Source organism: Aeromonas veronii, from assembly GCF_040215105.1.
Taxonomy (GTDB): Bacteria; Pseudomonadota; Gammaproteobacteria; order Enterobacterales; family Aeromonadaceae; genus Aeromonas; species Aeromonas veronii_G.
Map to the genome: position 1 here is coordinate 336,004 of NZ_CP157875.1, position 16,268 is coordinate 352,271.

Annotated in this window: 16 protein-coding genes; all 16 read left to right on the forward strand. The window is 62.8% G+C overall.

Features of this window, described 5'->3' with window-relative positions; genetic code table 11:
- Positions 1-26 precede the first annotated feature (26 nt).
- The 16 genes from ABNP46_RS01635 to ABNP46_RS01710 all read left to right on the forward strand — a co-directional run bounded on the left by ABNP46_RS01635 (position 27) and on the right by ABNP46_RS01710 (position 16,261).
- Positions 27-917, forward strand: a complete 891-nt coding sequence (locus tag ABNP46_RS01635; RefSeq protein ID WP_349920699.1) for an ExeA family protein — start codon at positions 27-29, stop codon at positions 915-917.
- On the forward strand, positions 914-2,068 hold the full coding sequence (locus ABNP46_RS01640) for a tetratricopeptide repeat protein (RefSeq protein ID WP_349920700.1): 1,155 nt from the start codon (positions 914-916) through the stop codon (positions 2,066-2,068). Before ABNP46_RS01635 ends, ABNP46_RS01640 begins: the two co-directional genes overlap by 4 nt.
- A gap of 29 nt (positions 2,069-2,097) precedes the next feature.
- Positions 2,098-3,810: an MSHA fimbrial ATPase MshE gene (gene mshE / locus ABNP46_RS01645; protein ID WP_349920701.1), complete on the forward strand. Its 1,713-nt coding sequence runs from the start codon at positions 2,098-2,100 to the stop codon at positions 3,808-3,810.
- A gap of 3 nt (positions 3,811-3,813) precedes the next feature.
- Positions 3,814-5,037: a type II secretion system F family protein gene (locus tag ABNP46_RS01650; RefSeq protein ID WP_349920702.1), complete on the forward strand. Its 1,224-nt coding sequence runs from the start codon at positions 3,814-3,816 to the stop codon at positions 5,035-5,037.
- A gap of 52 nt (positions 5,038-5,089) precedes the next feature.
- Entirely contained in the window at positions 5,090-5,551 is a 462-nt protein-coding gene (locus ABNP46_RS01655; RefSeq protein WP_349920703.1) for a hypothetical protein, read from the forward strand.
- A gap of 74 nt (positions 5,552-5,625) precedes the next feature.
- Positions 5,626-6,285, forward strand: a complete 660-nt coding sequence (locus ABNP46_RS01660; RefSeq protein WP_349920704.1) for a type II secretion system protein — start codon at positions 5,626-5,628, stop codon at positions 6,283-6,285.
- 18 nt (positions 6,286-6,303) lie between these two features.
- Positions 6,304-6,762 (forward strand): prepilin-type N-terminal cleavage/methylation domain-containing protein, encoded by a 459-nt coding sequence (locus ABNP46_RS01665; protein WP_349920705.1) that lies wholly within the window; start codon positions 6,304-6,306, stop codon positions 6,760-6,762.
- Positions 6,763-6,827: 65 nt separating this feature from the next.
- Positions 6,828-7,313 (forward strand): prepilin-type N-terminal cleavage/methylation domain-containing protein, encoded by a 486-nt coding sequence (locus ABNP46_RS01670; RefSeq protein ID WP_349920706.1) that lies wholly within the window; start codon positions 6,828-6,830, stop codon positions 7,311-7,313.
- The gene (locus ABNP46_RS01675) at positions 7,300-7,917 is read left to right on the forward strand and encodes a prepilin-type N-terminal cleavage/methylation domain-containing protein (protein WP_349920707.1); all 618 of its coding nucleotides are present in this window, start codon (positions 7,300-7,302) and stop codon (positions 7,915-7,917) included. The genes ABNP46_RS01670 and ABNP46_RS01675 overlap by 14 nt, the downstream gene beginning before the upstream one ends.
- A complete protein-coding gene (locus ABNP46_RS01680) occupies positions 7,917-8,696 on the forward strand; it encodes a PilW family protein (RefSeq protein ID WP_349920708.1) in 780 nt (259 codons plus the stop codon). The genes ABNP46_RS01675 and ABNP46_RS01680 overlap by 1 nt, the downstream gene beginning before the upstream one ends.
- 37 nt (positions 8,697-8,733) lie before the next feature.
- The gene (locus tag ABNP46_RS01685; RefSeq protein WP_434476187.1) at positions 8,734-9,147 is read left to right on the forward strand and encodes an MSHA biogenesis protein MshP; all 414 of its coding nucleotides are present in this window, start codon (positions 8,734-8,736) and stop codon (positions 9,145-9,147) included.
- Positions 9,144-12,929: a DUF6701 domain-containing protein gene (locus ABNP46_RS01690; RefSeq protein ID WP_349920710.1), complete on the forward strand. Its 3,786-nt coding sequence runs from the start codon at positions 9,144-9,146 to the stop codon at positions 12,927-12,929. Before ABNP46_RS01685 ends, ABNP46_RS01690 begins: the two co-directional genes overlap by 4 nt.
- A gap of 216 nt (positions 12,930-13,145) precedes the next feature.
- Positions 13,146-14,186 (forward strand): rod shape-determining protein, encoded by a 1,041-nt coding sequence (locus tag ABNP46_RS01695; RefSeq protein ID WP_005308111.1) that lies wholly within the window; start codon positions 13,146-13,148, stop codon positions 14,184-14,186.
- Between the two features lie 41 nt (positions 14,187-14,227).
- Positions 14,228-15,136 carry a rod shape-determining protein MreC gene (gene mreC / locus ABNP46_RS01700; protein WP_349920711.1) on the forward strand — a complete coding sequence of 303 codons (909 nt, stop codon included), beginning with the start codon at positions 14,228-14,230 and terminating at the stop codon, positions 15,134-15,136.
- Positions 15,136-15,621, forward strand: a complete 486-nt coding sequence (gene mreD / locus ABNP46_RS01705; RefSeq protein WP_332503961.1) for a rod shape-determining protein MreD — start codon at positions 15,136-15,138, stop codon at positions 15,619-15,621. The genes mreC and mreD overlap by 1 nt, the downstream gene beginning before the upstream one ends.
- A gap of 52 nt (positions 15,622-15,673) precedes the next feature.
- Positions 15,674-16,261, forward strand: coding sequence for a Maf family protein (locus ABNP46_RS01710; RefSeq protein WP_349920712.1), 588 nt, complete (start codon positions 15,674-15,676; stop codon positions 16,259-16,261).
- Positions 16,262-16,268 lie beyond the last annotated feature (7 nt).

Below are 16,268 nucleotides of genomic sequence, written 5' to 3' on the forward strand. Positions count from 1 at the left end.
TCCGCCTCCCGGCCCCGGGAGGCCTCATGTACCTGAGCCACTTCGGCCTGCGGGAGGCGCCCTTCGCCCTCACCCCGAACACCAGCCTCTACTACGGCCTGCCGCCCCATGAAGAGGCCCTGCAGGTGCTGAACTGGGCGCTGGCCCAGGGGGAGGGGTTCATCAAGGTGACCGGCGAGGTGGGCACCGGCAAGACACTGCTGTGCCGCAAGTTGCTGACCGAGCTCGGCTCGGAGGCGCGGCCCGTGCGTCTGGCCTGGCTGCCAAACCCCCACCTCAACCCCGCCGAGCTGCGCATCGCCCTGGCGCTGGAGCTGGGTCTGGCGGTACGGGATGGCAGCGAGCTGGATCTCACCGATCGCATCCATCGCCATCTCATCGGTCTGCACCAGCAGGGTCAGCGGGTGGTGGTGCTGATCGACGAGGCCCAGGCCTTGCCGGACGACACCCTGGAGGCGATCCGGCTGTTCGGCAACCTGGAGACGGAGTCCTGCAAGTTGCTGCAGATCGTGCTGTTCGGCCAGCCCGAGCTGGATGCCCGCCTGGCCAAGCCCCATCTGCGCCAGCTGCGCCAGCGCATCGGCTTCTCCTACTGCCTGCGGGCCCTGCGCCTCGACGAGACCCGTGCCTATGTGGAGCATCGACTGCACGCCGCCGGTTATCGCGGGGCATCCCTCTTCGGTCGGCGCGCCCTGCGTCTGCTGTGGCGAGCGTCCCGCGGGGTGCCGCGCCTCATCAACGTGCTGGCCCAGAAGTGCCTGATGCTGGCCTATGGCCGGGGTGAGCGGCAGATAGGCGGCAAGCTGATGCGCCTCGCCATCCGGGATACCGAGGATGCCAGCCACTTTTCATTCCTCCGCTGGTGGCCGCTGCTGTTGCTGCTGGGCGGAGCCCTGGCTTATGGAGTCTGGTCATGAGCGTGATCAATCAGATGCTCAAGGATCTGGAGCAGCGTCAACCGGGGGAGGGAACCGCCGTCTACGTGGCGCCCCCTCGCCAGCAAGGCTGGTGGATGCTGGCATTGACCCTGATGTGCGGACTGGCACTCGGGATCCTTGGTTGGCGCACCTGGATCTACTGGCAGCAGAGCCATCAGGCAGAGACTCCTGCTGCCTTGGCCGCCATTTCACAGCCAGTCAGCGCAGTGGAATCTGCACCGGCAGCATCTTCCGCTGCCAAAACGCTGGCCGGTGTGCCGATGTCGGCAGCCGCCAGCACCGCTGAGCCGCCGGAAGCGGAAGGCGAACCAGACGTCCCGGCAGCCCTGGCGCTGGCCACGACTCGGAGCGACATGGACGAGGCCGACGGTGAGGCGCTTCCCCCGGCGGATGAGGGGATCGACCCCAGCGGGGATGCACTGCTGGCCGAAGGCGAGACGGTGCCGAGCGACGAAGAGTTGCAACCGGATCTGCAGGCCGAACTCGCAGCCGAGCGGGAGGCGGCGGCTCCGCCCCGCAAGCCCAGGGTGCTCAGGATTGAACAGGTGGACCTCTCCGAGCCGGAGCTGGCGACCCTGGCCGAGCGCAAGGCCACCACGGCCATGGCCAAGGGGGATATGCGGGCGGCGCAGGACAACTACTACCAGGTGCTGGTGCACGATCCCCACAACCAGGGGGCCCGCGAACAGCTGGCGGCGCTGCTCTACGGCGAGGGGCGTCTGAACGAGGCGAACCAGGTGCTGGAAGAGGGGCTCAGACTGGAGCCGCGGCAGGCCGATTTTCGCCTGCTGCTGGCGCGGGTGGCCATCAGCGCCGGGGATCGCCGGAAGGCGCTGGACTGGCTGGCCGGTTATCAGCCGGATCTTGCCGCCAACCTCGACTACTACGCCACCTGGGCCGGCTTGACCCAGGAGCTGGGACAGAATGCCCAGGCGGCGGATCTCTACGTCAAGTTGCTGCGTCAGCAGCCGGATCAGGGCCGCTGGTGGCTCGGTCTCGGCGTGGCGGAGGATGGCCAGGGCCATCGCCAGCAGGCGCTGGATGCCTATCGCAATGCCCAGCTGCACGGCAACCTCGGCGAAGCCTCCAGCCAGTGGCTGGATCAGCGCATCGCCCAACTCGCCCCCTGAGGGGCAGTGTTCACTTTTTCGGAGTAGCCATGGCACAACCCAGACTGAAAATGCGGCTCGGCGACCTGCTGGTGCAAGAGCAGATCATCTCCGATGACCAGCTCCAGCTTGCCCTGCAGCAGCAGCGGCAGACCGGCCGCAAGCTGGGAACCACCCTCATCGATCTTGGCTTCATCAGCGAGGTGCAGTTGCTGCAATTCCTCGCCCGCCAGCTGGATGTGCCCTTCTTCGACCTCAACAATCTCACCATAGATGCGGCCGCCGTGGCCCTGTTGCCCGAGGTGCAGGCCCGTCGCTACCGGGCGCTGGCGGTGAATCAGAGCGATGACAAGGTGACGGTGGCCATGTCGGATCCCGCCGACCTCAGCGCCCTCGACGCCATCGCCGCCCTGCTGAGCCCGCGGGAACTGGTGCTCGCTGTGGCGCGGGAAGGCCAGTTGCTGGAGTATTTCGACCGCCTCTATCGGCGCACCCGGGAGATTGAAAACTTCGCGGTGCAGCTGCACGAGGAGCATCAGGATACCGGCTTCGAGCTCGGGGCCAGCAACCTCAACGGCGGGGCCGACGAGGGGGAGGCGACGGTGGCCAAGCTGTTGCGCTCCCTGTTCGAGGACGCGGTGCAGGTCGGGGCATCGGATATCCATATCGAGCCGGACGAGAAGGTGCTGCGCATCCGCCAGCGGATCGACGGCATCTTGCACGAGAATTTGCTGAACGAGGTGCGCATCGCCCAGGCGCTGGTGCTGCGCCTGAAACTGGTGGCCGGGCTCGACATCTCCGAGAAACGGCTGCCCCAGGATGGCCGCTTCAACATGAAGGTGCGCGGGCGCGACGTGGACGTGCGGATGTCGACCATGCCGGTGCAGTACGGGGAATCCGTGGTGATGCGTCTGCTGGATCAATCCTCCGGCATCTTGTCGCTGGCGGATACCGGCATGCCGCCGGCGATCCTCACCCGCTTCCGGCGTCAGCTCAAACGCCCCCACGGCATGATCCTGGTGACGGGCCCCACGGGGAGCGGCAAGACCACCACCCTGTATGGCGCCCTCTCCGAACTCAATCAGGCCAGCCACAAGATCATCACGGTGGAAGACCCGGTGGAATACCGGTTGCCACGCATCAACCAGGTGCAGGTCAACGCCAAGATCGGCCTCACCTTCTCCCAGGTGCTGCGCTCCACCCTGCGCCAGGATCCGGACATCCTGCTGGTGGGGGAGATGCGGGACAACGAGACGGTGGAGATCGGTCTGCGCGGTGCCATCACCGGTCACCTGGTGCTGACCACCCTGCACACCAACGACGCGGTGACCAGTGCCCTGCGCCTCATCGACATGGGAGCCCCCGGCTATCTGGTGGCGAGTGCGCTGCGGGCCGTGGTAGCCCAGCGTCTGGTGCGGCGGGTGTGCGAGCACTGCGTCGAGGTGAGCCCGCCGGACGAGGGGCAGGCCACCTGGCTCTCCGTGCTCTCCGGCGAGGCGCCGGGCCAGCATGTCTATCACAAGGGGCGTGGCTGCCAGAGTTGCAACTTCACCGGTTATTCCGGCCGGATCGGCGTCTACGAGTTGCTGGAGCTGGATCAACCCATGATGGATGCCCTGCGCCGCAACGATGCGGAGGGCTTCGCCCGGGCGGCGCGCGAACACGAGCACTACCGGCCCCTGGCCCTGACGGCGCTGGACTACGCCCGCGAGGGGATCACCTCGGTGGACGAGGTGCTCAGGCTCGCGGAGGATCTGGGCTAAGCCATGAGCAGCTTCAACTACAAGGGACGCGACAGTCAGGGCAATGCCGTCAGCGGCAGCCTGGAGGCGGCGAGCGAGATGGCCGCCGCCGAGCAGCTGATGCGCCGTGGCGTGATGCCGACCGAGCTCAAACCCGGCAGGGCGAAATCCGCCAGCATCGACTGGTCCCTGCTGCTGGAGGGCAGCGTCAAGCTCGAAGAGCTGGTGGTGTTCAGCCGCCAGATGTACGCTCTGACCCGGGCCGGCATCCCCATACTGCGGGCCATCGCCGGGCTGGAGGATAGCACCCACAGCAAGCCGCTGAAGCGGGCGCTGCACGCACTGGGGGAAGATCTCGGCAATGGACGCCCCCTGTCGAGCGCCATGCAATCCCATCCCAAGGTGTTCAGCAACCTGTTTGTCTCCATCATCCACGTGGGGGAGAACACGGGTCAGCTGGAAGAGGCTTTCCTGCAGCTCGCCAACTATTTCGATCTGGAGCTGGAGACCCGCAAGCGGATCAAGACCGCCATGCGCTATCCCAGCTTCGTGATGGCTGCCATCGCCATCGCCATGGTGATCCTCAACATCATGGTGATCCCGGTGTTTGCCGGCATGTTTGCCAAGTTCGGGGTGGAACTGCCGTTGGCGACCCGGATCCTGCTCGCCACCTCCCACTTCTTCGTCCATTACTGGTGGCTGCTGCTCGCCATCCTGGCGGGCGCCGTCATCGGCTGGCGGCGCTGGGTCGCCACGACCCGGGGCAAGCTGACCTGGCACAGATGGCAGCTGCGACTGCCCATCGTCGGCACCATCATAGAACGCTCCCTGCTGGCGCGCTTCGCCCGCAGCTTCTCCATGATGCTCAAGGCCGGGGTGCCGCTGAACCAGGCGCTGACCCTGGTGGCGGATGCGGTGGACAACGCCTGGATGGCGGACCGGATCCGCGACATGCGTGCCGGGATCGAGCGGGGGGAGAGCCTGCTGCGCACCGCCGGTGGCAGCGGCCTGTTTACCCCATTGGTGATGCAGATGATCGCGGTGGGGGAGGAGACGGGTCAGGTGGACGACCTGCTGCACGAGGCGGCGGAATACTACGAGCGGGAGGTGGACTACGACCTCAAGAGCCTCACCGCCCGCATCGAACCCATCCTGATCGGCATCGTCGCCGTCATGGTGCTGGTGCTGGCGCTCGGTATCTTCACACCCATGTGGGACATGATGCGGGCGGTGCGTGGTCAGTCATGAGTAGCGAGCATCTTCGCGGTTTTAAGGGTGGTCAAGGTCGGTAGGAGCAGGGATGAGCAGACAGTCCGAACAGGATGAGCGCTGGCTGGGAGGGTATCGGCGGCTGGCCGCCGTGATCCTGCTGCTGGTCATCATCGCCACCCTGGCCATGAGCTATCGCAGCCACAGGGAACAGGCGCTGGCGGTGAGCGTGACGCTGCTGGGGGAGCAATTTGCCGAGCGAGTCCAGCGTCTGCACGGGCGCTGGCTCGATGAGCGACGACCCGAAGTGTTGCATGCCGAGGGGGTCGCCTGGCAGTTCGATGAGCGGGGCTGGCCCCTCGGGGTATTGCCGCTGCAATCCCCATCTGATGATTGTCGTCAGCTGTGGTTGACCCTGATCGGTGATGGGGGGCAGAACCTGCCGCCGCTGGAAGCCCTGGTCAGCCGGGATGGGAGAGGCTGTGAATACGGCTGGGAAACCCAACGGCTGCACTACCGGTTCGGGGATGGGCGGGTGCAACTGCTGCCCTGAGCCAGATGACACTTAACCTGTGACATGATTTTTTTCTAACCGCATGAAATAATGCGGACAATGACGGAGGCAGCATGGCAGCAACAAGAGTGATATCCGGCCGCGGACCCGGCCAGATGGCGGGTTTTTCCCTGATCGAACTGGTGATCGTCATCGTGATCCTGGGGATCCTGGCGGTCACCGCATTGCCCCGTTTCCTCGACGTCACCGACGAGGCGAAGAAGGCCAGCGTGGAGGGGGTATCCGGCGGTTTCGCGACCGGGGTGTCGCTGGTGCGGGCCCAGTGGGAAGCGGAAGGACGCGCCAAGCAGGACGGTCTCAATACCGTACTCTACGACGGGTCGCGTTTCTATTTGACGACGCCAACCGACACTCAGGTCAATAACGGCGAGCTCTCCCCGGGGTATCCTATGGACACGTCTGCGAGCGGCAATGCCGATGTAAATCCGGCCAATCTGACGGCCCAGCGCTGTCTCTATATTTGGGAGGGATTGCTGCAAAATCCTCCCAAGGCGACTGCCAGCTTCGATGAAGTGCGCGGTAGCGGCAATGACCTGAAGTTTTATGCAACGGTGAGCAGCAACGGACTGGATTCGGTTTGCCGTTACTATCTGGTCAACAGCCTGAGCAAAGGCAGTGATGGACGCTATCAAGACCCGCAAGGGAGCACGAGTGAGTTCATGAGTTTCAGTTATCGCCCGGCCTCCGGCCAGGTCATTACCAATATCAATTGATTAACCGAGGAAAATGCAATGAAGAAGCAAGCGGGTTTTACCCTGATCGAACTGGTGATCGTCATCATCATTCTGGGCATTCTGGCGGTCACCGCCGCACCCAAGTTCCTGAATCTGCAGGATGATGCGCGTACTTCCACTCTGAAAGGGGTCGAGGGTTCTCTGAATTCTGCCGGTGCCATGGTGTATAGCAAAGCCGTGATTGCGGGCAAGGACACTAATGATTCCGATACGCTGGATATCGGTAATGGTGTCAATGTAGGAATTGCCTACGGTTACCCGAAGGCTACTCAGGCAGACTTGGAAAATGTGCTGCAACTGAGCTCTAACGATTGGAGCTTTGGTACTCCTGCGTCCAGCAGCATCAAGATTTTCCCGGCAGGTATTTCAGCCGCTACAGCGACTGACTGCTTCGTCACCTATACCCAAGCAGCCTCTGGTTCTCAGCCGACCTCTGAAGTTACCGCCTGTAAATAAGCCAAACCAATAAGCAAAGTAGAGAGAGGTTGTCCTCTCTCTACTTCTTTCTAGGGTTGTTCATCATGATGGAACAGGACGACGGTTTTACCCTGATAGAACTGGTGATAGTGATCCTGTTACTCGGGATTCTGGCCGCCTTTGCCGTGCCCAAATGGCTGGGCAAAGGCGGCTTTGAAACCCATACCCTGCGCGATGAACTGGTGGCCCGGCTGCGGTTGGTGCAGACCATGAACATGCAGGAAGGGGTGGCGCGCTGCACCCAGCTGGTGGTGGAGACCAATCGCTTCGCTCATCTGACCCAGACGGGCAGTTGTGCGTCCGGGTCCGTCATCGATAACTGGAAGGCGGATGAACAGGTCCGTGGGCGAGTGGTCAAGGCTTCCGGCAGTATCTCCCTGCCTCAGGGCAGCTTTTCTTTCGACAAGCGCAGCGGCCGCCCCCTATCCCCGTCAGCCTGCATCAGCGGTTGTAACCTGATGGTGAGCGATGGTGGGGAGAGTGCCCGTCTGCGTATCGAGCCCGAAGGCTATATTCATGCCCTTCCCTAATGCCCGCCGCGGCTTCACTCTGATCGAGTTCATCGTCGGCATCGTGCTGCTGGCGGTGGCGCTCACCGGCATCCTGGGGCTGCTTGTCAACCAGGCCCCCCAGGCAGTGGATCCGGTGCAGCAGGTACGGGCCGCCCAGCTGGCCCAGCGCATCTTAAGCGAGGTGCTGGAGAAGTCCTTCGATGAGCATTCCGATCACAATGGCGGGCGTTTTCGCTGCGGCGAGACGGCCGGAAGCCCGGCGGTGGCCTACCCGGCCTGCACCGACAGCGCCAGCTATGGCCCGGACAGTGGCGAGACGCGTCCCTACCAGTTCAATGACGTGGATGATTACCAGACCAGCGCCATCTGCGCCAAGGGGTTGGCCAGATGCGACGGCGGCTGGGTGCCGGCCAATTTCTTCGGTGCCAGGAGTGGTGCTGGTCTGGATGCGAGCGAGTATCGCCAGTTCGGGGTCCGGATCCGGGTGAGCGGGGCAGACTTGACCAAGAATGACTTGCCCACTTGCAGCGGCCCCTGCTTCACCGGCAAGCGCGTCGAGCTGTGGGTACGCTTGCCGGATCGCAGCGAACTGGCCTTTACCCTCTATCGAGGGAACTACTGATGCGGGCGGCACGGGGTTTCACTCTGGTGGAGCTGGTCATGGTGATCCTGCTGCTCGGGGTCATGGCGACCTTCACCAGCCAGTTTATCGGCATCGGCACCCAGATTTACGGGGATGCCAGCAGCCGCGAGCAACTGATGAGTGATGCCCGCTTCGCCATGGAGCGGCTCAACCGCGAGCTGCGCGATGCGGTGCCCGGCTCTGTGCGCGTGGAGGACGCCGCTGGCGGCTTGAAGGAGCAGGGGCCTTGCCTGCGCTTCTGGCCCATCGCCACCACCAGTCGCTATCTGGGGCCGGCGGCGATCACGGCCCTCAACATTGTCGCGCCAGCTAAATTGCCTGCCAAAAATGACCTGGCCATCATCTATCCACTGCCTGATGCCACGATTGGCAACACCAATACGCTGGATGTTAGTTGTTTGCAGGGGCGTTGCACTGCCAGGGTGACTGCCGTGGGGAGCCCTGCCTCCGGGGCCTTGTCGCTGACCCTGGCGGCCGCTGTTACCAAGGATTCCCCGGGCCAGCGCATCTATTTTGCCAACCAGCAGGTACGTTATTGCGTGGTGGGCACGACCCTGACCTGGGCCAGCGCCGCCATCGGCACTGGCGCCCTCTGGAGCTCCCCGGCCCTGATGGCCGAGCATATCCGACCGACCAGCTATTTCTATCGGGATCCCGCTGCCTTCAATCAGAGCGAAGTGGGGCTAGGGATTGTGTTTGAGCAGCGCGGCGAGAGCGTCAGCTTCAACCACAAGCTGGAGGTGCTCAATGTCCCTTAAACTTGCCTCTGTCAGGTATCAGCGAGGCAGCGCCATCATGATCGCGCTCTTTGTCATCGTCATCATGGCCCTGCTGGCGGCGGCCATGGGCCGCTTCCTGGTGGACAGCGCTGAGAAGCACACTGCGGAGGTGCGCGGAGTGCGGGCCCTGATGGCGGCACAGAGTGGGCTGGAAATTGCCCTCTATCGACTCTATCCCAACGGCAAGTGGCAAGGGCAGCAATGCGCCGCCAGCACCAGTCTCAGTTTCACCGATGCGGGACTGACGGGCTGCCAGGCCATCGTCACCTGCAGCAAGGTGTCGGTGAGTGCCGCTGGCACCACCCAGACCGCCTATGACTTCAGCAGCGAGGGGCGCTGCGGTGACCCGGGAACCAACAGCGGCCCGAATCCGGACTTTGCCGTCAGCCGCACTCTGGTGGCACAAGCCTTCGATGGAGTGAACCCATGATCCGCCGCCTCTGTGCTGCCCTTGTCTTGTTGTTGGTTGGCTTGCCTGCCCAGGCTGCACTGGACTGCAACAGCATCTTCCCTGGCCCCATCCAGAGTCACGATTCGGCGGGCACCCTTTACATGCAGTCCGGTGCCCGGGTGGAGAATTACAATGGCCTGGAGGTCTGCTTCAGGCAGGTCACCGGCTATGACTACGAAATGAGCACGCAGGCCTGTGGGGCGGGCAAGTGTCAGATCACCGGTGTGGCCAGCTTGAAGCAGACCCGGCCCACTTTCCCGGGGACGACGGATTCCGCAAGCTATACGGTTGCCAACTGGACCACCCCCACCGTCGTACTGGGAACAACCCCCAATTACGGCAAGGCCGCCAGCAGCAGTCGCTGGGACCTGGGCAGTCTGACCATAGATGGTACCGTCACTTCCAATGGCTCAGGCAATGTCAGCTTTTCGGACAGTTACAGCACCTATGTCATCAAGAGCCTGACCATGCAAAACGGCGGCGTTATGACGTTGACCGCAGGCAAGACCTATATCATCGAAGGGGATCTGACCCTGACCGGGGGCAGCCTCATCAAGCTGGTCGGCAGCGGGACGACCTCGTTTTATGTCAAGGGCAGCATCGCAGCTCACAACGACTCGCAACTGCAGACAGGTTCCGGTTTCAAGGCCTATGTGGTCGGCAACATCACACTCACCGGTAGCGACCAGCTGGCAGGCACCTACTATGCGGAAGGGGATGCCACCTTCGAGAATCAGGTGGTCTTGCGTGGCCAGTTGAGTGCCAAGAACGTCAATCTGAAGGGGAACAGCAAGGTCATCTATGACGGCGGGGAGCCTCTGCTCGCCTGCTTCAACGACGACTTCTCCGCCAGTTCTCTCAGCAACAACTGGGTCGTGGCTCGCAGCAGCGGCAACTTCACGCCCTCCATCGTCAATGGTCGCCTCGGCATGACCCAGGCCAGTACCTACCAGGCCACGTCGACGACCTATCAGCGACTCTTCCCCGCTGCCAACAACCTGGTGACTATTGAGTTCGACCACTACGCCTATGGCGGCAACGGAGCGGATGGCATGGCGGTGGTGCTCTCGGACGCCAAGATAACGCCCCAGCCAGGGGCCGCGGGCGGGCCGCTGGGCTATGGCTTCACGGCGGGCAACAACGGCTTTGCCGGCGGCTGGCTCGGGGTGGGGATAGACGAGTATGGCAACTTCTCCGGCGAAGGCGGGGCGACCAACAAGGGACGGCGTAAGCAGTCCGTGGCGGTGCGGGGTTCGGGTTCGGGCACCAGCGGTTACAACTACCTCAGGGGTACCTGCAACAACGGCAGTACCAGCACCAATGGCAACTGCCTCTCGCCGACCGTGGACAGCGGCTCGGACGGCAACCGCCCCCATCGTTACCGCCTGACCGTGGATTCCCGTACCAGTGGCCAGTCTCTGGTCAAGGTGGAGCGCAACACCGGCAGCGGCTACAGCACCCTGATCGACAGTTTCAATGCGCTCAGCCAAAGCGGTCAGGCGGCGATCCCGGAGAACTTCCTGCTCTCCATGACGGGATCTACCGGTGCCGCGACCAACGCGCACCAGATAGACAACTTCCAGGTCTGCGCCCTCAACTCCAGTCCGGTGGGGAACCAGATCGATCACTTCGAGTTCGAGCACAGCGGCAACGCCCTGACCTGCAACCCCGAAACCCTGACCATACGCGCCTGTGCCAATGCCAGTTGCAGCCAGCTGGTCAATGAGCAGGTGAGCGCCACCCTGACGCCGCTTAAAAATGGCAGCAACGGCTGGGTGGCCAGCAACCAGCTGAGCTATAACGGCAACACAGCTACCGTGACCTTCAGCGGCGGCACCACCAAATTGCAGCTTCGCAACAATCTGGCGAGCGCCATGACGGTGGGGGTGAGTGGCTCGACGCCCTCCACCAAACCGCTCAGTACCACTCTCTGCCGGTCGGGCAGCGGGGCCCTGAGCGCGGCGGCCTGTACCCTCAGCTTTGCGGACAGTGGCTTCTTGTTCGATGTGCCTACCGACGTGCCGGATACCGATGCGCTGGACACCATTGCCAACAAGCCCCAACGGGTGGTGATGAAGGCGGTCCGGAAGGACAACGTGACCCAGCAGTGTGTGCCGAGTTTCGCCAGTGTGAGCAAGCCTGTCAGCTTCTGGAGCGACTATGTCAGTCCGTCGAGCAACGCCTTCGGCAGCAAGGTAACGGTCAACGGCAGCGCCATCGCCACCTCGCAGGGGGGGGCGGTGACCAGCAATCTGAGCTTCGATGCCAAGGGTGAGACCACCCTGACGGTGAATTACCCGGATGCGGGCCAGATGCGGCTCAATGCCCGCCACGATGGCAGCGGGGATACCGCAGGTCTGGTGATGACGGGCTCGGGTCTCTTTGTCAGCCGCCCGGTCGGGCTCTGCATCACTCCGACCCAGGGGGCCTGCACGGCGGGGAATGCCAGCTGCCCTGTGTTCAGGAAGACGGGGGAAGAGTTCTCGCTGACCATAGCAGCCGTGGCCTGGCAGGCCGATAACGATACCGATTTCTGCAGCGGCAACTTGACTACCCCGAACTTCGCCTTGGCCAATATTGCCCTCGGCAGCCAGCTGGTGGCCCCCAAGCCCGGAGTCGAGGCGGTGGTCAGCAAGCTGAGTTATGACCATTCCAACGCGAAAGGCAGTAACAACCTCAACACCGTCACCCAGTCGGTGAACGAGGTCGGGGTCTTCCGGATGACTGCAACGCCACCGAACTCAGGTTACTTTGGCTACACCATCCCCGCCGCCAGTAGCGTGCCGGTGGGGCGTTTCGTGCCCTGGGACTTCTACCTGATGAGCAGCACTGTCACCCCGGCCTGCGGCGGCTTTAGCTATATGAGCCAGCCGTTTGGAGTGCAAACGACGGTGCAGGCACGCAACAAGCAGGGTGGGATCACCCAGAACTACCGGGGTGATTTTGCCAAGGGAGTGATCTCTCTGGTGGCTGCGAACAATCAGGACGGGGTCGACAGATCCAACCGCCTGGATCCTCTGACGACCAGCTGGGCGAGCGGCCAGGCCAGCTTCGATGGCCAGAGCCGTTTCGTGCGCCTGCGTGAACTCACTCCGAGCCTGACCGCGCCGGAGGAGCCACTGCGGCTGCTGAGGCTGGGGCTCAAGGTAGGGGATGGTGAGGCCAGCGAGACCAGCTTCCTCGCCAACCGCGACATGAATCCGGCCGTCAGTGGTAGCTGCCAGAGCGGGGTGAATTGCACCGCCAAACAGCTCTCCATTCCGAAGGGGGCGGGCGATACCATGATCGCCTACTACGGCCGGCTGCTTGCCAGCACCCGTCAGGGGGTCGACAGCGCCCCGCTGGCGCTGCCCCTGCAAGTGCAATATTTCGAAGGGGGCCTGTGGCGAGCCAATTCGCAAGATATCTGCACCCAGATCTCCCTGGCGGGTGGCGGCATCGTCTTTACCGATGCGGATCAACGCTATGACGCCGCGACGGGGGATCTGATCCTCAAAGACGGTACCCGCATTCGCCTTGGTCTCGGCAATGTGGCACCGGGTGGCACTCAGGTCGGTTTCGACGCAGGCGAGACCCGGTTCCACTTCGCGCCGCCCAATCAGGCGGTGCGCATTCCCTATCGGATCGTGCTGGAGCAACAGCCATCCCAACCCGTCTGGTTGGCTGATCCCGCCACGACGGGTCATCTGCAGGGGGAGGCGATTTTTGGTCGGGATCGGGGCAATGATCGGATTATTTATCGCCGCGAAGTGATGCCCTGATAGGACGGGTCTGACGGGGAATGAGGCTGTTTGATATTGAGTGACGACTTATCTCCTTGTTTCTTAGTCTTTGTCGGCCTGTGCGGGTGAGTGATGACTCGCATTTTTGTCGCGCCTGATTGATTGGCGACAGTTTGAGCGCTTGCCGATTGGGGTGGGCATTGGTAAAGTTAGCCGGTTTTCTGCACCTCCAAATTCTTAGGATTTCCCGTAGCCATGTTCAAAAAGCTCAGAGGCGTCTTTTCCAACGATCTGTCGATCGACTTGGGAACTGCCAACACCCTGATCTACGTAAAAGATCAAGGGATCGTCCTTAACGAACCCTCAGTTGTCGCCATTCGCCAAGAGCGCGGGAACGCCAAATCGGTCGCTGCTGTCGGTCATGCCGCCAAGCAGATGCTGGGTCGTACCCCTGGTAACATCTCCGCCATTCGTCCGATGAAAGACGGCGTCATCGCCGATTTCTACGTGACCGAGAAGATGCTGCAGCACTTCATCAAGCAGGTTCACGACAACAACTATTTCCGTCCGAGCCCCCGTGTGCTGGTATGCGTTCCCTGCGGTTCCACCCAGGTTGAGCGTCGTGCCATCAAGGAGTCCGCACTGGGTGCCGGCGCCCGCGAGGTGTACCTGATCGACGAGCCCATGGCCGCCGCCATCGGTGCCGGCCTGCCGGTCTCCGAAGCGACCGGTTCCATGGTGGTGGACATCGGTGGTGGCACTACCGAAGTGGCCATCATCTCCCTGAACGGCGTGGTCTACTCCCAGTCCGTGCGTATCGGTGGCGACAAGTTCGACGAAGCCATCATCAGCTACGTGCGCCGCAACTATGGCAGCCTGATCGGGGAAGCCACCGCCGAGCGCATCAAGCACGAGATCGGCTCCGCCTATCCGGGCGAAGAGGTGCGCGAGATCGAAGTGCGTGGTCGCAACCTGGCAGAAGGGGTGCCGCGCAGCTTCACCCTGAACTCCAACGAGATCCTGGAAGCGCTGCAAGAGCCGCTGTCCGGTATCGTCTCCGCCGTCATGGTGGCGCTGGAGCAGTCCCCGCCCGAGCTGGCCTCCGACATCTCCGAGCGCGGCATGGTGCTGACCGGTGGTGGCGCCCTGCTCAAAGATATCGACCGTCTGCTGATGGAAGAGACCGGCATCCCGGTCGTCGTGGCTGAGGATCCGCTCACCTGTGTCGCCCGTGGCGGTGGCAAGGCGCTGGAGCTGATCGATATGCACGGTGGCGATCTGTTCCACTACGAATAAGACCCAAAGCCGGCCGAGCGCCGGCTCTTTTTTGACGACTCATGAAACCCATCTTTGGTAGAGGCCCTTCGCTTCAGTTACGGTTGTTTCTCGCCGTCATCATCTCGGTTGCTGCCATCGTCGCGGATTCCCGCTTCGGTGTGTTCACGCACGTCCGCGTCTATCTGAGCTCCCTCGTCAGTCCGCTGCAATACATTGCCAACGCGCCGGGTACCCTGCTCGACACCATGTCGACCCAGGTGCAGACCCGCTCCAGCCTGATCGAACAGACCAAGCTGCAGGAGCAACAGCTGTTTACCCTGCGTTCCCGTCTGCTCAAGCTGGATCAGCTGGAGCACGAGAACCAGCGCCTGCGTGAATTGCTGGGTTCGCCGGTTCACAAGGAGTCCCGCAAGATGGTGGCCGAGCTGCTGTCGGTGGATTCCGACCCCTTCAGCCATCAGGTGCTGATCAACAAGGGGGCGCTGGATGGCGTCTACAACGGCCAGCCGGTGATCAACGATCAGGGGGTGGTCGGCCAGGTGCTGCACGTGGGTTCCACCACCAGCCGGGTGCTGCTTATCACCGACTCCAGCCACGGTATCCCGGTGCGGGTGCTGCGCAATGACCTGCGCGCCATCGCCTCCGGCAGTGGTGAGCTGGACAAGCTGGAGCTGCGCAATCTGCCGCGCAACACCGACGTGCAGGTAGGGGATCTGCTGGTCACCTCGGGCCTCGGCGGCCGTTTCCCGGAAGGCTATCCGGTGGCAACCGTGACCCGATCCGACTATGTGGAGGGCAAACCCTTCGCCCAGATCGAGGCCAAGCCGCTGGTGGCACTGGACAGGCTGCGTTATCTGCTGCTGTTGTGGACCGACAAGAAGCCGGAAGTCCGTGACAACGAGGCGCTGGATGCACCCGCGGCAGCGTCTGCCGCATCGGCCACTTCGGCGGCGGGGGCGACCCGCTGATGCTGCAACCTGCCAGCGGCAGGATCTGGATCTGGGTCTCGATCCTGCTGGCCCTGTGCCTCTCCATCCTGCCGCTTCCTTTCCAGTTCGAGCCCTTCCGGCCGGATTGGCTCGCCATGGTGCTCATCTACTGGGCGCTGGCGTTGCCCCATCGAACCAACGTCGGCACCGCCTGGGTAGCCGGTCTGCTGCTGGATGTGCTGCTTGGCAGCACGCTCGGGGTGCGTGCCATGGCCATGGCCATCACCACCTATCTGGCGGCCTTCCAGTTCCAGAAGATCCGCAACTTCTCCCTCTGGCAACAGGCGCTGATCATCGGTCTGCTCTCCCTGGTGGGGAAGATCACCGTGTTCTGGGCCGAACACCTGTTCAGCCGCGCCAGCCTCAACTTCGCCTATTTTTGGTCGACGTTGACGACGATGCTAATATGGCCCTGGATCTTTATGGTCTTGCGCAAGGTGCGCCGTCACTTCAATATCAAGTGAATGTGAGCAAAAACAATAAATTGTAACCGTATCTCATCTCATCTAAGCGAATATGAACAAGCACAACGAACTGCAACTCTATCTCGCCTCGGGTTCTCCCCGTCGGCACGAACTGCTGACCCAGCTGGGCTACCGCTTCGAGGTACTCAGGCTGGATGTGCCCGAGCAGCGTGGCGAGGGTGAGAAACCCCAGGACTACGTCTGCCGTCTGGCCCGTGACAAGGCGATGGCTGGTGTGGCGGCGGCACCGACGGCGCTGCCCGTGCTGGGCGCTGACACCATAGTGGTGCTGGGGGAGCGGGTGCTTGAGAAGCCGTCCGATCTGCTCGATGCGAAAGACATGCTGGAGGCACTCTCCGGCCGGATCCATCAGGTGATGACGGCGGTGGCACTGGCCACCCCGGAGCGTTGCGATGTGCGGCTGGTCACCACCAATGTGGCGTTTCGCAAGCTGGATGAGGCCGAGATCGAGGCCTATTGGCGCACCGGTGAGCCCTGCGACAAGGCCGGCGCTTACGCCATTCAGGGCATCGCCGGCAAGTTTGTCAGCCGGATCGAGGGGAGCTACAGCGCCGTGGTCGGCCTGCCCCTGCTGGAGACGGATCTGCTGATCCGCCAGCAGCTCGAACAGGGTCGATAACCCGTCC

What these genes read in the sequence shown, in the direction of transcription:
- ABNP46_RS01635 (WP_349920699.1), top strand. Translation starts at nt 27, where the DNA reads ATGTACCTGAGCCACTTCGGCCTGCGGGAGGCGCCCTTCGCCCTCACC.
- ABNP46_RS01640 (WP_349920700.1), top strand. Translation starts at nt 914, where the DNA reads ATGAGCGTGATCAATCAGATGCTCAAGGATCTGGAGCAGCGTCAACCG.
- mshE (WP_349920701.1), top strand. Translation starts at nt 2,098, where the DNA reads ATGGCACAACCCAGACTGAAAATGCGGCTCGGCGACCTGCTGGTGCAA.
- ABNP46_RS01650 (WP_349920702.1), top strand. Translation starts at nt 3,814, where the DNA reads ATGAGCAGCTTCAACTACAAGGGACGCGACAGTCAGGGCAATGCCGTC.
- ABNP46_RS01655 (WP_349920703.1), top strand. Translation starts at nt 5,090, where the DNA reads ATGAGCAGACAGTCCGAACAGGATGAGCGCTGGCTGGGAGGGTATCGG.
- ABNP46_RS01660 (WP_349920704.1), top strand. Translation starts at nt 5,626, where the DNA reads ATGGCAGCAACAAGAGTGATATCCGGCCGCGGACCCGGCCAGATGGCG.
- ABNP46_RS01665 (WP_349920705.1), top strand. Translation starts at nt 6,304, where the DNA reads ATGAAGAAGCAAGCGGGTTTTACCCTGATCGAACTGGTGATCGTCATC.
- ABNP46_RS01670 (WP_349920706.1), top strand. Translation starts at nt 6,828, where the DNA reads ATGATGGAACAGGACGACGGTTTTACCCTGATAGAACTGGTGATAGTG.
- ABNP46_RS01675 (WP_349920707.1), top strand. Translation starts at nt 7,300, where the DNA reads ATGCCCTTCCCTAATGCCCGCCGCGGCTTCACTCTGATCGAGTTCATC.
- ABNP46_RS01680 (WP_349920708.1), top strand. Translation starts at nt 7,917, where the DNA reads ATGCGGGCGGCACGGGGTTTCACTCTGGTGGAGCTGGTCATGGTGATC.
- ABNP46_RS01685 (WP_434476187.1), top strand. Translation starts at nt 8,734, where the DNA reads ATGATCGCGCTCTTTGTCATCGTCATCATGGCCCTGCTGGCGGCGGCC.
- ABNP46_RS01690 (WP_349920710.1), top strand. Translation starts at nt 9,144, where the DNA reads ATGATCCGCCGCCTCTGTGCTGCCCTTGTCTTGTTGTTGGTTGGCTTG.
- ABNP46_RS01695 (WP_005308111.1), top strand. Translation starts at nt 13,146, where the DNA reads ATGTTCAAAAAGCTCAGAGGCGTCTTTTCCAACGATCTGTCGATCGAC.
- mreC (WP_349920711.1), top strand. Translation starts at nt 14,228, where the DNA reads ATGAAACCCATCTTTGGTAGAGGCCCTTCGCTTCAGTTACGGTTGTTT.
- mreD (WP_332503961.1), top strand. Translation starts at nt 15,136, where the DNA reads ATGCTGCAACCTGCCAGCGGCAGGATCTGGATCTGGGTCTCGATCCTG.
- ABNP46_RS01710 (WP_349920712.1), top strand. Translation starts at nt 15,674, where the DNA reads ATGAACAAGCACAACGAACTGCAACTCTATCTCGCCTCGGGTTCTCCC.